The sequence below is a fragment of the Zarconia sp. genome (assembly GCF_057467645.1).
Genome location: NZ_JBRJXU010000009.1, coordinates 65,273 through 84,142, shown reverse-complemented (window position 1 = coordinate 84,142; position 18,870 = coordinate 65,273). Strand labels below are relative to the sequence as shown.

14 protein-coding genes are annotated in these 18,870 nt (G+C 49.2%); 11 read left to right on the top strand and 3 right to left on the bottom strand.

Features of this window, described 5'->3' with window-relative positions; translation table 11 throughout:
• Nucleotides 1-2 precede the first annotated feature (2 nt).
• The 4 genes from dndC (at nt 3) to AC2215_RS01775 (ending at nt 8,058) form a co-directional block, all read left to right on the top strand.
• A complete protein-coding gene (dndC, locus tag AC2215_RS01790; RefSeq protein WP_486808236.1) occupies nt 3-1,568 on the top strand; it encodes a DNA phosphorothioation system sulfurtransferase DndC in 1,566 nt (521 codons plus the stop codon).
• A gap of 60 nt (nt 1,569-1,628) precedes the next feature.
• Complete coding sequence (gene dndD, locus AC2215_RS01785) at nt 1,629-3,614, top strand: DNA sulfur modification protein DndD (RefSeq protein ID WP_486808235.1); 1,986 nt, start codon at nt 1,629-1,631, stop codon at nt 3,612-3,614.
• Nucleotides 3,615-4,135: 521 nt separating this feature from the next.
• Nucleotides 4,136-7,024 carry a SpoIIE family protein phosphatase gene (locus tag AC2215_RS01780; protein ID WP_486808234.1) on the top strand — a complete coding sequence of 963 codons (2,889 nt, stop codon included), beginning with the start codon at nt 4,136-4,138 and terminating at the stop codon, nt 7,022-7,024.
• Nucleotides 7,025-7,641: 617 nt separating this feature from the next.
• Nucleotides 7,642-8,058, top strand: coding sequence for an acyl-CoA thioesterase (locus AC2215_RS01775; protein WP_486808233.1), 417 nt, complete (start codon nt 7,642-7,644; stop codon nt 8,056-8,058).
• A gap of 158 nt (nt 8,059-8,216) precedes the next feature.
• Here the strand turns inward: AC2215_RS01775 and AC2215_RS01770 are convergent, their stop codons facing one another.
• Nucleotides 8,217-8,699, bottom strand: coding sequence for a CRR6 family NdhI maturation factor (locus tag AC2215_RS01770; RefSeq protein ID WP_486808232.1), 483 nt, complete (start codon nt 8,697-8,699; stop codon nt 8,217-8,219).
• Between the two features lie 259 nt (nt 8,700-8,958).
• On the opposite strand from AC2215_RS01770, the gene AC2215_RS01765 reads away from it, so the two are divergent.
• Together AC2215_RS01765 and AC2215_RS01760 are read left to right on the top strand one after the other, a co-directional pair.
• Entirely contained in the window at nt 8,959-9,426 is a 468-nt protein-coding gene (locus AC2215_RS01765) for a Fur family transcriptional regulator (RefSeq protein WP_486808231.1), read from the top strand.
• Nucleotides 9,427-9,501: 75 nt separating this feature from the next.
• Complete coding sequence (locus AC2215_RS01760; protein ID WP_486808230.1) at nt 9,502-10,386, top strand: ABC transporter permease; 885 nt, start codon at nt 9,502-9,504, stop codon at nt 10,384-10,386.
• A gap of 294 nt (nt 10,387-10,680) precedes the next feature.
• Here AC2215_RS01760 and AC2215_RS01755 read toward each other — a convergent pair whose 3' ends face one another.
• Nucleotides 10,681-11,310: an alpha/beta hydrolase gene (locus AC2215_RS01755; RefSeq protein ID WP_486808229.1), complete on the bottom strand. Its 630-nt coding sequence runs from the start codon at nt 11,308-11,310 to the stop codon at nt 10,681-10,683.
• A gap of 477 nt (nt 11,311-11,787) precedes the next feature.
• Between AC2215_RS01755 and AC2215_RS01750 the strand changes: the two genes are divergently transcribed.
• Nucleotides 11,788-12,111 carry a phasin family protein gene (locus AC2215_RS01750; protein WP_486808228.1) on the top strand — a complete coding sequence of 108 codons (324 nt, stop codon included), beginning with the start codon at nt 11,788-11,790 and terminating at the stop codon, nt 12,109-12,111.
• Between the two features lie 161 nt (nt 12,112-12,272).
• Complete coding sequence (locus AC2215_RS01745; protein ID WP_486808227.1) at nt 12,273-12,833, top strand: FKBP-type peptidyl-prolyl cis-trans isomerase; 561 nt, start codon at nt 12,273-12,275, stop codon at nt 12,831-12,833.
• Between the two features lie 93 nt (nt 12,834-12,926).
• Here AC2215_RS01745 and AC2215_RS01740 read toward each other — a convergent pair whose 3' ends face one another.
• Nucleotides 12,927-14,516 (bottom strand): GMC family oxidoreductase, encoded by a 1,590-nt coding sequence (locus AC2215_RS01740; RefSeq protein ID WP_486808226.1) that lies wholly within the window; start codon nt 14,514-14,516, stop codon nt 12,927-12,929.
• 601 nt (nt 14,517-15,117) lie between these two features.
• On the opposite strand from AC2215_RS01740, the gene AC2215_RS01735 reads away from it, so the two are divergent.
• From AC2215_RS01735 to AC2215_RS01725, 3 genes are all read left to right on the top strand, one after another.
• Nucleotides 15,118-15,768 carry a response regulator transcription factor gene (locus AC2215_RS01735; protein ID WP_486808225.1) on the top strand — a complete coding sequence of 217 codons (651 nt, stop codon included), beginning with the start codon at nt 15,118-15,120 and terminating at the stop codon, nt 15,766-15,768.
• A 296-nt stretch (nt 15,769-16,064) separates the two neighbouring features.
• Nucleotides 16,065-16,586 carry a LabA-like NYN domain-containing protein gene (locus AC2215_RS01730; RefSeq protein ID WP_486808224.1) on the top strand — a complete coding sequence of 174 codons (522 nt, stop codon included), beginning with the start codon at nt 16,065-16,067 and terminating at the stop codon, nt 16,584-16,586.
• Between the two features lie 419 nt (nt 16,587-17,005).
• Entirely contained in the window at nt 17,006-18,613 is a 1,608-nt protein-coding gene (locus AC2215_RS01725) for a 2-isopropylmalate synthase (RefSeq protein WP_486808223.1), read from the top strand.
• Nucleotides 18,614-18,870 lie beyond the last annotated feature (257 nt).

Sequence of the window (18,870 nt, the reverse complement as noted above, 5' to 3'; positions counted from 1 at the left end):
CTATGGCTACAACACAAGTAACGTTAAATACTCAAGAGAAGCGACCTCTCGCAGAACTTCTTGACTCTATTGAGTTTTTAAAAAGAGAAATCAAAGAGCTTTACTGTTTAGATGAAGTGCCATGGGTAATTGGATACTCAGGTGGAAAAGATAGTACGACAGTTCTTCAGCTTATTTGGAATGCAGTTGCCGAACTTCCAGAAGATAAGCGAACGAAAATTATACATGTAATAACAACGGATACTCTTGTAGAAAACCCAATAGTCTCAACTTGGGTCAATAATTCGTTGAAGCAGATGAAGCTGGCTGCTCAAAAGCAAGAAATCCCCATCGAAACACATTTACTACATCCAGAAATCAAAAATACCTTCTGGGTGAATCTTATGGGTAAAGGATATCCTGCACCGCGCGTTCGCTTTCGTTGGTGTACGGAACGCCTAAAGATTAAGCCAGCTAACCATTTTATTCGTAGTATGGTTCGAGATAATGGTGAAGTAATCTTAGTGTTGGGAATGCGTAAGGCGGAAAGTACCAAACGTGCCATAGTTATGGCAAAACATGAGGTAAAAAGAGTTCGAGATCGCCTCAGTCCCAGGTCTAGTCTAATTAACTCTTTAGTGTATACGCCAATCGAAGACTGGCGCGATGACGAAGTGTGGCTATATCTAAATCAGTACGAAAACCCATGGGGACAAAGCAATAAAGACCTCTTCACCATGTATCGGGGGGCAACTGCCGATAACGAATGTCCCCTCGTTGTGGATACCTCTACCCCCAGTTGCGGTGACTCTCGCTTCGGTTGTTGGGTTTGCACGATGGTGAGTCAAGATAAATCCATGGAGGCGATGATTCAGAACGACGAAGAGAAAGAATGGATGCAGCCGCTACTGGATATTCGCAACGAACTCGATAAAAAAGACGATCGCGATCGCCGGGATTTTCGTCGAATATATGGTAGAGTCGAACTCTTCGAGCGGGATGTGGATGGCGAAAAAGAAGTCAAAACCATTCCCGGTCCCTATACTAAAGAGTGGCGGGAACGATGGCTGACGAAAGTCCTCGAAGCGCAAACCCATATCCGCAAAACCGGACCGGAAATGGTGCGGGATCTTGTCTTAATTACTCCGGAAGAACTCAGCGAGATTCGCCGAATTTGGCTGGAAGAAAAACACGAATTTGATGATAGTTTACCGAGGATTTATCGAGAGGTGACCGGAGTTCCTTTTATCGATCCCCGTCCCGGCGCGGGAACTACCTTGCTCGGACTCGACGAGTGGAATGTCTTAGAAGAAATTAGCGATGGGGATGCCATGCATCTGGAGTTGATGGCAAAACTGCTGGATACGGAACGGCAATATCAAACTAAATCTCGTCGGGTGGGAATTTACGAAGAACTGGAAAAGTGTTTTAAAACCAGTTCTCATTCCCAGGAAGAAGCGATTCAAAATGCTCGCGATAAACGAGATTTGAAGAAAGCGGTGGAAGATGGCGATGTAGATACGGTGAAACAGTTAAGTTGGGCAAATTTAAAGTTTGGTTCGGAGGATGGAGATTCGGAAGAAGAATAATCGATCGCAGTTTCTCCCACTCATAAAAGACGTATACCCAAAATTCCCTCAGAATAGAACTTGAAACTCCTCGAACTTCACCTGGAAAATTTTGGTCCCTATGCCGGGAAGCAGGTCATCAATTTACGCCCGCAAACCGATCCGCAAACCCAACCGATTATCTTATTTGGCGGCATGAACGGTGGTGGAAAAACCACCCTAATGGATGCCATTCGTCTCGCCTTATACGGCGCTCGCGCTCAATGTTCGACTCGGGGAACTCTAGGGTATGCTGACTTTTTAACCCAATGCGTTAATCGCCGTACCAAACCGAACGAACAAACGCGCGTCGAACTTTCATTCGAGCATATTGTTTCGGATAGACTCGTAGAATATCGTATTGTTCGGAGTTGGTATCGCAATCCGAAAGATGGGAAAGATACATTAGGAATTTTGGAGACAGGTTTTCACGGTGAGTGGACAGAAGATGCTTTAACAAAAAATTGGGATGAGTATATCGAAAATTTGCTCCCTTTAGGAATTTCGAACTTATTTCTATTTGACGGCGAACAAGTTAAAGAACTTGCCGAACTCGAAACGCCACCGCCACTCGTCTACGAAGCGATTCAATCTTTACTGGGATTGGAGTTAGCCAAGCGCTTATCAGCAGATTTAGACATTTTAGTGCAGCGCAAGCGAAAAGAACTTGCTAGCACCCAGCAACTAGCTAGTATTGAAGAGATTGAAGCTAAATTAAAACAACAAGAACGAGAGTTGCAAGAGGTCACGAAAAAACTAGAAAAGCTTGAACCCAAACTCGATCGCGCCGAACAAAAAGCCAAGCGAACCGCCGATAAATTCCTCTCAGAAGGAGGGAAAATAGCTGCCGAACGCGCCCAACTCGATCTCGAACTCAAAACCGCTCAAGATAATACCGCTCTCATGCGCCACAATCTGCGGGAACTCGCAGCCAATTCAATTCCTCTGACTCTCATCGAACCGCTGCTTACTCAAGCACATCAGCAAGGAGAAAAAGAGCGAAAAATTGCCCGATCGAATATTATTCGAGATGAGGTACTCGATCGAGATCGCCGCTTGTTAGAACATCTGAAAACTCTCAAACTCTCTACCAAAAAAGTCGAGCAAATTCAAGCATTTCTCGAGGCTGAAAACAAAACCCTAGAAACCGGCGACGATCCCCCCATTTTGGGCATGGATGACGAAACCCTCGATCGCCTTGTATTTCTCCTCAAACACGAACTTCCCAACCAATGCCAACTGGCGATCGAACATCGCGAACAGCTGGAAAACTGCTCGCAAGACGCGGAAACCAAGGAACGACTCCTGGCGGCTGCCGCCCCCCCCGAAGCCTATGAAAAGTTAAAAGATGCCGTCACGAAAGCCCAGCAAGAACTCGCCCGAGTGCAAGCAGAATACGAAGCCATCCAACACCGCCAAGCAGAACTCGATCGCACCATCGCCCAAACCAAAAAAGAACTTTCCCGCTACGGCGAAAAAACCATCGACCTGAAAAATGCCAACCACATCATTCAAGCTTCGGCAAAAGTCCAAGAGACGCTGAAACTGTTTCGAGAAAAACTAACCCTCAAAAAACTCAACAAACTCGAAATTGAAGTCACCGAATGCTTTCGGTATCTTCTCCACAAATCTGACTTAGTGCATCGGGTGGTTATCGATACCCATACCTTCCGCCTTTCTCTCTACGATAGCCAAGCCCAACCCGTTCCCAAACACCGTCTCTCTGCCGGAGAAAAGCAACTGCTGGCGATCGCCTTTTTATGGGGACTCGCCCGCGTTTCCGGTCGCCATCTCCCCGTCGCCATCGATACTCCCTTGGGACGTTTAGATTCTTCCCACCGCCAAAACCTGGTAGAACGCTATTTCCCGGCTGCCAGCCATCAAGTGATTTTACTCTCCACCGATACGGAAATTGGCAAAGTGGAATACCAGCAGCTACTCGAACAAAATGCGATCGCCCGGGAATATTGTCTCAAGTACGATGCCAAGGAAGGACAAACCACGGTTACACCCGGATACTTTTGGTAAAGAGTCGGACTGTCGCGATCTAGGTCGTGACAAAATTGAAATTTTAATATTGACTTTTTTTCAATTTCGTGAGTTGAATAGCACCCGATCGACAGACATACACCAATCGATCGCCCCAGAATGTCGTTCTTTACACCATCAGTTTAAATCTATGTTAAATTTTTAACATAATTTTCCGAGCAAGCACATTTCATAGAGTATTATTACCTAAAATTTTCATATCGCTAAGCGCATAGCGTTTAGGACCTATTGAAAACACAGAAGCTAGACACGGCAAGGCTTTTGCTGACAGCCCACAGCTGACAGCTGATTGCTATCCAACTTTTTTCTGAGTAGCCCCTCGGGCGATCTCCTTTTGTCCCATTGAATGGATCCCGATGGGACCCGATTGTCATCGATAAGGAAAGCGCTTCTCATCTCTTTGCGAGAATGAGTCATCTCGTTTACCCCTACGGAGACAATGGAACGGAGACAGCAAAGGGGCAACCCGTGCATCGCGGGCATATCTGGCGAGTCGCAAAATGTTGAGAAAACTTTTTAATTACTTGGGCAACAAGCTGTCTTGCCTCGTTTCCCTGCAAACCTTTTTAATCGTACCCTTTATCATCCAAATTTTTGCTGGAGTTGGAGTGACGGGATGGTTGCTGCTGTACAACGAACAGCAATCGGTGAATGAGATTGCCGCTCACCTGAGTCGAGAAACTGCAGCGCTGATCGAGCAGGAAGTTCAAAGCAATTTGAGAACACCTCACTTGATTGCACGAGCGACGTTTTCTCCCTCTCAACCTCTCTTGTATGCCAGCCCTCCGGTGCCGATTTATACTCAAGCAGGTAGTCCCCTGGGGTTACTCGGGATCGAACTGACTCTACCGCAACTGCGAGATTTTCTCAAAAGTTTAGAAATTAGCCGGTCTGGTCAGGCGCTTATTATAGATCGCTCCGGTCAAATTGTCGCCAGTGCCATCCCCCTACCCGCAGAAGGATGCGATCGCGCATCTGGTCTCATCAATGCCACCACTCAATTTCTGGTTGCCAAATTCGGTAATATCGGTCAACTCGACTCGCCAGTGGACTTATCCTTCGAGTTAGATGGGGCGCGGCAACTGGTTCGGGTGGCCCCGTTAAAAAATACGCGCGGTCTCGATTGGATGACAGTGGTGGTGATTCCCGAGGCGGATTTTATCGAACCCCTGAACGCCGAAACCCACCCCACGCTGTTGCTGGCCCTCAATGCCTTGGGTATGGCGCTATTATTTAGTACGATCGCCTCGCGATGGGTCATCGAACCGATTCGGCAGTTGAATACCGCTGCCAAAGCCCTGACGCGGGGAGAATGGCGACCCACCGAAGATATTTATCGCGCTGACGAACTGGGGGAACTAGCAAAAACTTTCAATAGCATGGCCGAGAGATTGCAAGATTCCTTAGCCACCCTGGAAGCCCAGAATGCCGACTTACAGCGACTTGATGCCCTCAAAGACGAGTTTCTCGCCAATACCTCTCACGAACTGCGCACCCCTCTCAACGGGGCGATCGGGATTGTCGAATCGATGCTCGATGGGGCAACGGGCCCTCTAACCCCCCTGCAGCGCGCCAACCTGTTGATGGTTGCCCAAAGCGGACATCGCCTCGCGAATTTGGTCAACGATATCCTCGACTTTTCCAAGCTCAAACACGAAACCCTCGAACTGCAACTGAAGCCCTTGGGAATGCGGGCAATCGCTGAATTAGTCCTCACCTTAAGTCAACCCCTAGTCGGCAGTAAAGACCTGACGCTGGTGAATGCCATTTCCCCAGAACTTCCCCTGGTGTATGCCGATGAAAACCGATTAGAACAGATTTTGCACAACCTAATCGGCAATGCGATTAAATTTACCGATCGCGGCACGATCGCCATCTCGGCGGTTTTGAGGGGGGACTATCTCGAAATTACCGTGGCCGACACCGGGATCGGGATTCCCAAGGAAAAGTGCGATCGCATCTTCGAACTCTTCGAACAATCGGATGGTTCTACAGCCCGTCGTTATGGTGGCACGGGACTGGGTTTGGCTATTGCCCGACCCTTAGTGGAGTTGCAAGGGGGACGCATGTGGGTGGAGTCAAACGTCGGGTTGGGTTCTCGGTTTATTTTCACCCTCCCCGTGGCTTCGTGCGAGATTTCCGTGTTTCCCCCCCCGAAATCGACCCTCAACTATCGCTTCGATTGGGGATCGCAAATCCCGCACGATCCCGAACCGGAACCGACGATTCTTCCCCCCGAACCCGATCGCGATCGCCTCAAAATCCTGGTGGTGGACGACGAACCGGTGAACCTGCAAGTGTTGGTGAATCACCTATCCGTGGAAAACTTTGACATTACCCAGGCTTCCAACGGACGCGATGCCCTGGCAATTATCCTCGAACAGGGGGTGAAGCCGGATTTAGTGTTACTCGATGTGATGATGCCTCGGGTAACGGGGTTTGAGGTGTGCCAGAAATTGCGGGAGAAATTTTCAGCCACAGAACTGCCCATTGTGATGCTGACGGCGAACACTCAGGTGTCGGAGTTGTTAGATGGTTTGGCGGTGGGGGCTAACGACTACCTCACCAAACCCATTAGCAAAGACGAACTCCTGGCGCGCATCAAAACCCAGATTAATTTGAGTCGCCTGCGGGCGGAAAATATTCGCCTGAGTACGGAGGTGGAGATTACCCGCAAGCTGCAACAGATGCTGCTACCGGAGAGGGGAGAACTCGAGCGCATTGAGGGGTTGGATATTTCCGGATATATGGAACCGGCTGAAGATGTGGGCGGGGACTATTACGATATTCTCGAGCGCAACGGACGAGTGAAAATTGGCATCGGGGATGTGACCGGACACGGTCTTGAAAGCGGCGTATTGATGATTATGGTGCAAACGGCCGTGCGGACGTTATTGCAAAATAACGAAACCAATCCCGCCCGGTTTTTGCAAGCGCTCAACCGCACGATTTACAATAACGTGCAACGCATGAGTTCCGATCGCAATTTAACCTTGGCGTTAATCGATTATCACCAAGGAGAAGTGCGCATCAGCGGACAGCATGAAGAGATTCTCGTCATCCGGGCGAATGGTGCAGTCGAACGCATCGATACCCTTGACTTGGGATTTCCCATCGGCTTAGTGGATGAAATTAGCGAGTTTGTGGCACAAGAAACCGTGCGCTTAAATCCTGGAGATGGTATGGTTCTATATACCGATGGAATTACCGAAGCCGAAAACCCGCATCGGCAGTTTTACGGCATAGAGCGATTGTGTGAGGTAGTTAGCCAAAATTGGCAGCAATCGGCATCGGCAATTCAACGAGCCGTTATCAATGACGTGCGACAACACATCGGTACGCAGAAAGTTTACGATGATATCTCGTTGCTGGTACTCAAACAGCAATGATACTCGTAGGAAATGATGCCAGAGGCAACAAAATCTAACTTGGGTTCTTATTCAGTTTTTATTCGGGAAGCGTCTACGACTCGATAGCCTGAAGCTTCTTTCAGAGGAGCGCTCTTCTTTTGGAGAGTGCAACACCGATCTCCAGTCTGTTGGCGATCGGCAACTCTCGTGCGACTTATTACACTAAAATCGGGAAAATTCTGTCAACGAGGATACATTCATGTCTATCTTTAAATAAGCTTTAAACAAGCTTGAAGTTTATGTGAAGGGTGACTCGGAAAAGAAAACCTTCCCGCGATCGGGAAGTACACTATATTTCGAGCAGCAAAACAAAAAGCCCCTACCGGAGCAAACGGGTAAGGGCAGGTGTCAAGCAAGCAACTAGTAAGTGTGTGTAGGTTTTCGTAATACGTAAAAATTGCTTTGAAACGTGGTTAGCGAGAACCTATTCACACCGACTGATCGGTATATTAACAGAAGTTTGTCCATTTTGTGAAGGGTAAGCGGTCAGATCCTTCAAAAATCTTTTCAAAACTCAACGTTTTGCACCAAAACTCGGGGAATCTTAAGATAATCCAAAGAATCCCACCGGGTACGTCACTTGAGCTCTCGTTTCCATGGTCGATTCGTCGATTTATACCCGCAGGATTTATTTTCGAGATACCGATGCGGCTGGTGTTGTTTACTTTGCAAACCTACTGGCAATTTGCCACGAAGCCTACGAAGGAGCTTTAGTCGCCAGTGGGATCGAGTTGCGATCGTTTTTTAGAAATTCCACCACCGCCATTCCCATCGTCCATGCCAGCGTTGATTTCTTTCGTCCTCTGTTCTGCGGGGATGCGATCGAAGTCCACCTCAAACCCAAACTTTTAACTCCGAGCGAGTTTGAAATCGCCTACACCATTCTAGAAGCAGAGTCCGCCCAACGAAAAGTCGCAGTTGCCCTCACTCGCCACGTTTGCATTGACCCCCAGCAACGCTGCCGGCAAGAACTACCAGATGAAATAATGCAATGGTTGCAAAGTGCAGTTTGAAGTGGGGTTGATGGGACGTTCGTTGATGGTTCATGCCGGGGGAGACAACGATTCCGATACAGGGGTCTTTGGTGAAGGGAAACTGGGGGAGATAGACTCGCGTCAATTCAGACCGTCCTAACTGTTTTGGCTACAGCCAAAACTAACCCTAAGCTAACTCACCCCAAACCAACCCAATCGAAAAATCCGTCGTCCAACTCGTAGCCCAGCATTTGCGCCATAGATTGGAGGCGAGATTTACTAGGAAGACTCTGCTGTTGCAACCAAGGGGCAATGGCAAAAATTTTGTGCATCAAAAAGATTTCCAACGCTTCGGGGTTGTACTGAATTCCTTCCGTGCGATGAAACTCATGGGGCACCAGCATCGCCGCGTACCGGGAAAGTTCTCCCGCTTTCCAGTCGAGCAAAATCGGCAACCACGGATAACTTGCATCCAAGCGGATAAACCACAAACGCACCTCGGGAATTTCCGAGAGTTCGCGGGGATCGTTTGGTTCGCGGGGGTAATCGATTTCAAATTGAATCGATTGTTCCGATTCGGCAATCCTCCCCTCCTCGAGAATGGGATCGATGGCGTTGCGGGCACCAGACAAATCGAGGGCGTGCAGGGAATTTCGATCGAGGCGAATGGTAATCGTCATCTGAAATAGAGTCAACGGTGGGGGTGCGTTGCCGATCGCGAGCGCGGGTCAACGCTCCTAGGAATCCTACGGTAGAATAGTCAACAAGGCAATGCCATTAGCAAAAAGAAACGTCTCGATCTCAGACTGAGATCGGTATTGAGTCAAAAAAAATTTGTGTTCTCCTGGCGTATCGATCGCCTTTTGGTTAGCATCAAACATACTTATCAAAAAAGTTTCAAGTAACATTCAGTCACTGATGAAAAATGAGGCGGTTATCGTGAAACCCATTCGTTCTTTAGAAGATGCTCTCAATAAGTGTCAGTCTCTAGGGATGAGGCTTAGCCGTCAGCGCCGTTTCATTCTCGAACTCTTGTGGGAGACGGGAGAACACCTATCGGCACGAGAAATTTACGATCGCCTCAACCGTCAAGGAAAAGAAATCGGCCACACCTCCGTCTATCAAAATCTAGAGGCACTTTCGAGTCAGGAAATCGTCGAGTGTATCGAAAGAGCAGACGGTCGACTCTACGGTCACATCAGCGACTCCCACTCCCATCTCAACTGCCTCGATACGGGACAAATTCTCGATCTCCACATCACACTTCCCGACGATTTACTCGCCCAAATCGAGCAAAGAACCGGCGTGCGAATTACAGACTACCGGATCGATTTCTTCGGCTACCATCAGAACGGTTCGCCATCGGGTTCGGTATCCGCCGACGATCGATCGGGAGTTTCTTCCTAAAGCGCCGCACCCGCGTACGATAGGCGCGTACAATAGGCAAATACTCGCAAATCATCATTCCCTATTGGCGCGATCGTGGCTTCGAGCAAACTTCGACTTCCTCAACTTTGGCGATCGGGCGATCGTCCCAGTCTCTCGATGCAAATGACGGGGATCGGACTGGCGATTACCCTGGGCTTCGTTCTATTCGCCCTGTTTGCCCCCCTCTTGCAAAATTGGGGATGGATCCAAAATCCAACGGAACTGCTGAGCAATCCCATCCACGATCCCCCCTCCCTGCGTCATTGGTTCGGCACGACTCGCCAAGGCTACGACGTATTTTCCCGCACCCTTTTCGGTACGCAAGCGGCATTGCAAGTGGTGGTGATGGCGACGGCATTGAGTGCGTGTATCGGCGTTCCCCTGGGTTTAGCGAGTGGGTATTTAGGGGGAAAGTTCGATCGGGTTCTCATCTTTTTAATGGATACTCTATATACCCTGCCGGGGTTGCTGCTATCCTTGACGCTGGCATTTGTGGTGGGGCGGGGGATTTTCAACGCGGCGATCGCCCTGAGCATTGCCTACGTGCCTCAATACTACCGCGTCGTTCGCAACCACACCACCAGCGTCAAAACTGAGTTATTTGTCGAGGCAGCCCAGGCTATGGGGGCTTCTACATGGCGAGTTCTGTCTCGCTACCTGTTCCTGAACGTGATTCAAAGCGTTCCGGTATTATTAACCCTCAACGCCGCCGACGCGATTTTGATTTTGGGAGGGTTGGGATTTTTGGGATTGGGATTGCCCGAACAAACACCAGAGTGGGGGAACGATTTGCGTCAAGCCCTCGAAGCCCTGCCCACGGGCATTTGGTGGACGGCCTTTTTTCCGGGATTGACGATGACGCTGATGGTGGTGGGGTTATCGTTATTGGGAGAAGGGTTGAATGAGTTCGTGAATCCGAAATTGCGGCAGCGGCGGTAATTTTAAGTAATAATGATTACTTATTCAGCAATAAGTAATCAGCCACTTTGGCTTTCGATAAAAAGAATAGATACGGTAAGTTTTTATCTGTAAAAACGGTTATCAAAAAAAGTATAAAATGGGATAATTTTATCTCGTATTCTTTTTATTGATTTATTTCAATTTTGGATAAGACTAATATTCGACTGATTTACACAACAAAACCCAGTTGGTTTTTCATTGGCTTGACTGCAATCGAATCGGAATAGTAGCTTATCCAAAACTCGATATTATGAAGCTAAATTATTTAGCGTTCTATTTTTTCGGTGCGCTTTCAGTAGTCGGTTCTGCCCCTTCGTCGACGCCCAAGAAGTCAGCAATTTCATTGACGATATCCGTCAACCCACTGGCATCGAAAGAAAGAATCTTGAGGGGATGGCGCTCGATTAACTCCAGTACGGAAATAGCATTATCATCCTCGATCGAACGTTCCACTGCCGCCCGAATAAATTGCAGATCGCCGCGTTCTTCAGACCCCACTAGAATTTGCTTGAGTTGCACCAGAACAAAATCACCGGCAGGACTATCGAGAAACCCTTCTACCCCATCTTGCAGGCGGGGGCTAATATCGAGTTCGGCAGTCAGTCCGTCTTGAATTAAGGACATCACATCCTCAACAGTAGACTCCAAAAACTCCACTTCCCCTTCGAGAAACTCCTGCAACTCGGGGAAAGAACCCGTGAGGGCAAAGTTTTCCAAATCCGCCATATCGATGAGAATTTCTTCCTCGTTATATTCGAGGACGATGCGTTGAGCCGCAGATGCTGGGACTCCCCAACACAAAAAACTGGCCCCCATACCGAGCAAGAGACTGGGACGCCAAAACGGCTTGCGAGAAGCCAGTCGAGTTAGGGATTTGAAGCAAGATGTAAATTCGATCGGCATAATCTTATCGGACGTAGATAATAAAGGATTTTGAGCTAACTTACCATGAATGGTATCGCGGTCAACTTGTTCCGATCTTGGACATCAATTGAGTCAAGCAATCGATCTTCGAGTGAGGAAAACTCTAATGCATCTTTCCCGTATTGGTGCGTATTGCGGTATTACTCGAGTCAATTTAGCTTTGAGGGATAACTTTCCCCATCTCCCCATCTCCCCTAAATTGTCCTTAACGAGTCTGAAATAGCGATATTCCCTGCCGAACGCCTATCGATCGGTAATCCCCAAATTTCAGACCCAAACCCAACACGCTAAGATTCGAAGTAGATGCGCGATCGCACATTTTTATCGGTCTCATTTTTTCAGAGCGCGCCCAACGAGATCGCACTTAACCCATGTGCCCTCACAGCCACTCTAACGAACCCGACGTGCCAGATTCGCTCGCCATTTCAGTGAGATATTCCTTTACGAGAACGCTTCATGGATAGTAACGATATCATCAAACAACTGCTCATGTTCGGCATTGGTACCACGTCTTTGGTCGCTGATAAACTGCGAGAAGTCAGCGATCGATGGGTTAGAGAAGGAACGCTAAATTCCGAACAAGCCACCAGTTTTGTGGACGAGCTCATGGGGCAAATCGAATCCGAACAGGGAAACGTCAAAGAGTACGCAGAACAGCAGCTTCGCAATGCCATGCAGGACTTAGGAGTCTCCCGTCAAAGCGAAGTGGATGAATTGCGCGGTCGGATCGATCGCCTCGAACGGCAAGTACGGGAATTAGAAAATAAGCGTTGGCGATAAACCCCTCCATCGGCATTCAACATTGAGAAATCGGCGCGTCACGCTCTCAACGAGATCGATCCCGAGCCCCTTACCGGGTAACCGCCGAGTGCCGATAGCTCAATGCTGGGGTTGATGGTACGATGATTTCTCATTGCTCGACTCACGAAGGAGGATCGGTTTTGCGAACCATTCTAATCAGTTTGGCGGTGATGCTTGTCTGTGGTTTATTCGTCCTGTTCGCGCAGGTGAACGGCCAAAAACAGGCGACCATCGCCACCGAAAATTCATCCATGACCCAAACGGCAACTCAAACAACCGAGGCATCCCCCAGCGACATTGCCTCTGAGCCTGCATCATCCACCACCGCCTCAGCAGAGGAAACCGATAGCGATATGGAAGAAGTTATTACCACCGATTCTGGCCTGCAGTACGTCAAACTCGTTGAAGGAGATGGCGCAACCCCTCAAACCGGTCAAACCGTTTACGTTCACTACACCGGGACTCTTGAAGACGGGACGAAATTTGATAGTTCTCGCGATCGCAACCGACCGTTTTCCTTCCCCCTCGGTACCGGTCGGGTGATTAAAGGTTGGGATGAAGGGGTGGCACTGATGAAAGTGGGCGATCGCTTCAAACTGATTATCCCCCCAGATTTAGGCTACGGCTCGCGGGGAGCGGGTGGCGTGATTCCCCCGAATGCGACGTTGATTTTCGATGTCGAACTGCTCCGAATCGCATAGACGACATCGTTATTAACAGCCCCAATTGCCCTGCGCGATCGCCATGTGCGATCGCGTTTTGCTTTTCATCCCACACCCGATCCGCGTTGACCGTTACGATCGATTGTCGCCAATAATCGTATCCGCAGCCTTTTCCGCGATCGCGATCGTGGGTGCGTTAGTATTCCCACTGACAATAGTTGGCATTATCGAGGCATCCACCACCCGCAACCCTTGCGTGCCGAGAACTTGCAATCGATCGTTCACCACTGCCATGCGATCGCTCCCCATCTTGCAGGTTCCCACGGGATGGTACAACGTTTCGGTATGAGCGCGAACGTACTCGTCGATGTCCGCATCGCTTTGGACTTCGATCCCCGGCAGAAATTCGGCTCCTCGAACGCCATCGAATGCCGCAGCCTGAAGAATTTTTCGGGATAAGGCAATTCCCGATCGCACCACCTGCAAATCCGCCTCCGAACTCAGATAGTTGGGTTGAATCGTCGGCGCTGAAAAAGGGTCGCGAGAGCGTAAATCGATGTAGCCGCGACTTTGAGGGCGCAACGGTGTCGAGCCCAAGGTAAACCCATTTCCTTTGGGTTGGGTAAACCCGTGATTGACAAAGTAGGCTGGGGCAAAATGGAGTTGTAAATCTGGAACCGTCAAATCCGATCGCGTTTTCACGAATCCTCCCGCTTCTCCCACGTTTGAGGTGAGCGGTCCTCGCCGAAATAGAAAGTATTTTAGAGTATTGACAAGGGTTTTGGCCCCATCGAGAGAAATTGGCTGGGTACACTCGCACACAACCCCCGTCACCGAATGGTCTTGCAGATTTTTCCCGACTCCAGGTAAATCCACCACAACCGGAATTCCCAGTTCCTGTAAGCGATCGCCCGCCCCCACTCCCGACAGCAAAAGCAGTTGGGGAGAATTCACAGCTCCCCCACAGAGGATAACTTCCCGCCGGGTGCAGACCCGTTCGATCGAACCACCCTGACGCTGGAATTCCACCCCCACTGCTCGCGTTCCGTCCCATAGCAGGCGAGTGACCCGAGTGCCCGTTCGCACCGTCAAATTCGAGCGGTGGCGGCAGGGTTGAAGATAGGCACTCGCACTGCTGTGGCGGCGACCGCGTTTTTGCGTGACTTGGTAATATCCAACCCCTTCCGGTTCTGGGATGTTGAAATCATCGATCTCGGGTAAACCGATCGATCGCGCGGCTGTGATAAATCTGTGGGATAGGGGGTTGGTGTAGGGGCGATCGGTCACGTTGAGCGGTCCGTTAGTTCCGTGGTACTCTGAGGCACCTCGTTCTTGACGTTCGGCTTTTTTAAAGTAGGGTAACAGGTCGGTAAAACCCCATCCTGAGTTACCCAATTCCTGCCAGCGATCGTAATCGCTGCGATGCCCCCGAATGTAAATGCTGGCATTGAGGGAACTACTTCCCCCGAGAACTTTACCCCGAGGCCAATACAGGGTGCGATCGTGTAATTGCGACTGCGGTTCGGTTTCATACGCCCAGTCCCAGTCCGTGCGAAAGAGTTGGGAAAAAGCTGCGGGGATTTGAATTTGAACTGCGGCATCGGTCCCTCCCGCTTCCAGCAACAAGACTGTGGTTTGCCGGTCTTCCGTCAAGCGGTGCGCCAGGACGCAGCCTGCCGATCCCGCACCTACCAGAATGTAGTCGTAGCTAGGGGTTGTCATTGGCGGATGTATATCGCTGTATTCAGTGAGGTTAGGACAATCCGATATCGCAGTCGCCATATCGGGCGCGGACATAAGTGACCGCGGGCAAGGGAGACAAGGGAGGCAAGGGAGGTAGGGGGGGAAAGACCTCGGTCAGACTACACAATTGCTCGGTGTTGTCCTCATCGCTTTGGCGGTTGCTATAGGAATAGGTTTCCGTCGTCCTATGGCGCGAGCTTTCTTCAGACTCTGGAAATTTTTCCGATTTGTTCCCAAGAGTCTTCGATTTACTCGAATTCACTATCTTTATCCAACTCTGACAACAAGAATCGATTGTCTCAACTCGATCTTTAGGATGTCAGGGTTTCGATCTCTACGATCGAAACCGGAACGATCGTAGAAGTGGGTAGGGAAATTTCCAGTTGCAGGAAGTGCCCAATCCTGTTAGATAGACGACCCAACAATTGAGGCCGGTACTGGTAACTGCCATGCTACATCTATCCGCGCAAACTGAGTACAGGGAGACGAAAGCCTAGTTTCACGTCTATAATTACAGAAGTGGGCTATGCTCGAACATTATTTGTACTATTAAGAACCACTACGTACTGAGTGGCAGATTATGAAACAGACCAAGACGAATGTGGCAAATCAAAAACAATTGTTATTGGTTGATGACGATCCAAACTTAATTTTACTAGTCAAAGATTATCTAGAATTTCGCGGTTATGAAGTATTAACTGCTAATAACGGTGTGGAAGCCATCGATAAATTAAAAGATGGAAACATTCCTCATTTGATTATTTGCGATGTCATGATGCCGGAAATGGACGGCTATACCTTTGTGGAGAAACTACGAGAAGATTCGACTACAGAGTGGATTCCTGTCGTGTTCTTATCCGCGAAAGGTCAAAGCAAAGATCGGATTAAAGGACTCGGGATCGGCGGTGATGTTTACATGGTGAAACCCTTCGAGCCCGAGGAACTCGTCGCTCAAGTGGAAGCCACCCTCAAACAAGCATCTCGCGCCCGCAAGCCGGCGGGTTCGGAGAACGCACCGCAACTGTCGGTACGAGCCAATGTGGAGTTAACGCCGACGGAGCAAAAAGTGGTCAATTGGGTCGCTCGGGGAATGGCAAACCGAGAAATTGCGCGGGAAATGAATGTTAGCCAGCGCACGATCGAAAGTCACGTTTCTAATATGTTGGCAAAAACGGGTTTACACAATCGGACGGAATTAGCTCGTTGGGCGATCGAAACCAACATTGCCTAAACGAGATTGCCGCTCGCGAAATTAACCGACATCGCAATGTCTTTTCAATCGCATCGAGCTTAGCATTTTTGCATGCGAGTTCCTTTGGGGTGCGAGGAACTCTGATGCGCGAAGAAAACGATTAATAGATTCCTAGAATTGGCGATCGCACTGCTTATTTCTATCGATTTCCTCTTTCTGGAGTCCCAGTTAGAGTTCTAGTTAGAATCTCAGTTGCTCGAGCAATTTTATCTGTTAAGTTATCAACCTTATTGACATCAAAAAATTTATTAATAGGTATAAGGGTATAAAACCATATGGTAAATTCTCTAAGCCGTCTGTCAATTTTTGTAGACGGTAATAATATGTTCTACGCGCAGCAAAAAAATGGGTGGTTTTTCGACCCCAGGCGCGTTTTAGAATATTTCAGAAACGAACAAAGCCAAACCATGTTGGTCAATGCCTTTTGGTATACCGGACTCAAAGACCACCAAGACCAGCGTGGATTTCGGGATGCTCTCATTAGTTTGGGCTATACCGTTCGGACTAAAATTCTCAAAGAATATTACGATGATAGTTCGGGTCGCTACTCTCAAAAAGCAAATTTAGATATCGAAATTGTGATTGATATGTTTAATACCGTCGAACAATACAATCGCGTGATTTTATTTAGTGGTGATGGAGACTTCGAGCGGGCGATCGAACTCTTGAGATCGAAAAATACTCATATTACAGTTGTCTCAACGGAAGGGATGATCGCGCGGGAATTGCGTAACGTGACCGATCGATATATCGATTTGAATTTAATTCGCGATAAAATCGAAAAAGTTGAGTTTTAGAGTTGAGTTTAAAGCTTAAAAATCCACGGCTTTAAAGGAAGCATAGTTTCTCGCACAGAAAACTAAAAAATATCCAGCGAAGAGAGCTTCATTCGATAATTTCCGAGGCTCTCTTCCGATCGGAAATTAATAGGGCGAGATCGAGGATTGGCTCGAGATTGCGTTTTCACAAAGGAGTCGGGAGTGGTATACATCTATTAAAGTCGGAAAATCTCAATTTGAACGAATTGTAGTCAAGACACCTCACCCAATCGACGATCGTTTCCGCTCCATTTTTTCAAGATATCGCCTCTGGTGTTGTGGGGAAAATCGAACGAACAACGATAAGCTAGAAATTACAAAATTTGCCTTAGATTTGTGCCCAGTGCCCAAAGTTAATCGCTAATTATCGCTACCACACGGCGAAGGAGAACGAACCGATGACACAAAGCCAGGACGATCGCATTATCATTTTCGATACCACCTTACGCGATGGCGAACAGTCCCCAGGAGCCACCCTGAACGTTGATGAAAAGCTCACCATCGCCCGCCAACTCGCTCGACTGGGTGTGGATGTCATCGAAGCCGGGTTCCCTTACGCTAGTCCGGGGGATTTTGAAGCCGTCTCGAAAATTGCCCAGGCCGTGGGAACCGTGGACGGTCCCACCATCTGCGGTTTGGCCCGGGCTGCCAAAAAAGATATCGAAGCCGCCGGCAAAGCCCTACAGGATGCGGCGCGGGGTCGGATTCATACCTTCATTGCCACCTCTGATATTCACCTAGAGTACAAACTCCGCAAAACCCGAGAAGAAGTCTTGGCGATCGTACCGGAAATGGTCGCCTACGCCAAAACCTTCGTCGATGATGTGGAATTCTCCCCAGAAGATGCGGGACGCTCCGATCCCGAATTTTTGTACCAAGTCCTCGAAACGGCGATCGCCGCCGGGGCCACCACCGTCAACATTCCCGACACCGTGGGATACACCACCCCCAGCGAATTCGGGGCACTGATTCGGGGGATTAAAGAAAACGTTCCCAATATCGATCGCGCCATCATTTCCGTTCACGGACACAACGACCTCGGTTTAGCGGTGGCGAACTTCCTCGAAGCGGTGAAGAACGGGGCCCGGCAGCTCGAATGTACTATCAACGGTATCGGCGAACGAGCGGGTAATGCCGCCCTCGAAGAGTTGGTAATGGCCCTGCGCGTCCGGCGACAGTATTTTAACCCCTTCTTAGGACGACCCGCCGAATCGGAAGCCCCCTTAACCCAAATCGACACCCAGCAGATTTACAAAACCTCGCGCCTGGTATCGAGCCTCACGGGAATGTCCGTCCAGCCGAACAAAGCCATCGTCGGGGCTAATGCCTTCGCCCACGAGTCCGGCATTCACCAAGATGGCGTCCTCAAGCACAAGCTTACCTACGAAATTATGGATGCCCAGTCCATTGGCTTGACGGACAATCAAATCGTGTTGGGTAAATTATCCGGTCGCCACGCCTTCCAAACCCGGTTGACGGAATTGGGATTCGAGCTATCGGAAACGGAACTCAATAACGCTTTCTTGAAGTTCAAATCCTTTGCCGATAAGAAAAAAGAAATCACCGATTGGGATTTAGAATCGATCGTCAAAGATGAAATCCAGCAACCCCCGGAACTGTTCCGGTTGGAATTGGTGCAGGTCTCCAGTGGCGATAACGCACGTCCGACGGCGACGGTTACTCTGCGCACGCCTAATGGCGAAGAACTCACCGATGCGGCGATCGGAACCGGACCGGTGGATGCAGTGTATCGAGCGATTAACCGGGTGGTGAACGTGCCCAACGAGTTAATTGAGTTTTCCGTACAGTCGGTGACGGCCGGAATCGATGCTCTCGGGGAAGTCACCATTCGTCTGCGCCATAACGGACGGGTATTTTCCGGTCACGCGGCCAATACCGATATCATCGTCGCCTCGGCCCACGCCTACACGAACGCCCTCAATCGCTTGTACGGGTCGCTTCAGAACGAGTCGGAAAATGGTGCCAAGGTCGAAGCGACGCTGTAGGTGGCTCGATCGATTATCGATATTTAGATATAGCAGTCGCCAGGTTCGTTAGGACAATCAGTGCGAGCATCTTGCTCGCGTTGTCAATCAGCAAAATCACTCGGTGTCCTAACCATGGTGGCGACTGCTATAACCGATAGATAACTGACATTCAATTTGATGTAAGCGGGTTCGATCGACCCGCTTTTTTTCGATCGAGGTGCACGTTATTTTCCCGCACGTCTCTTAGCACTACGCTCGATCGAGCGTTGAGAAAT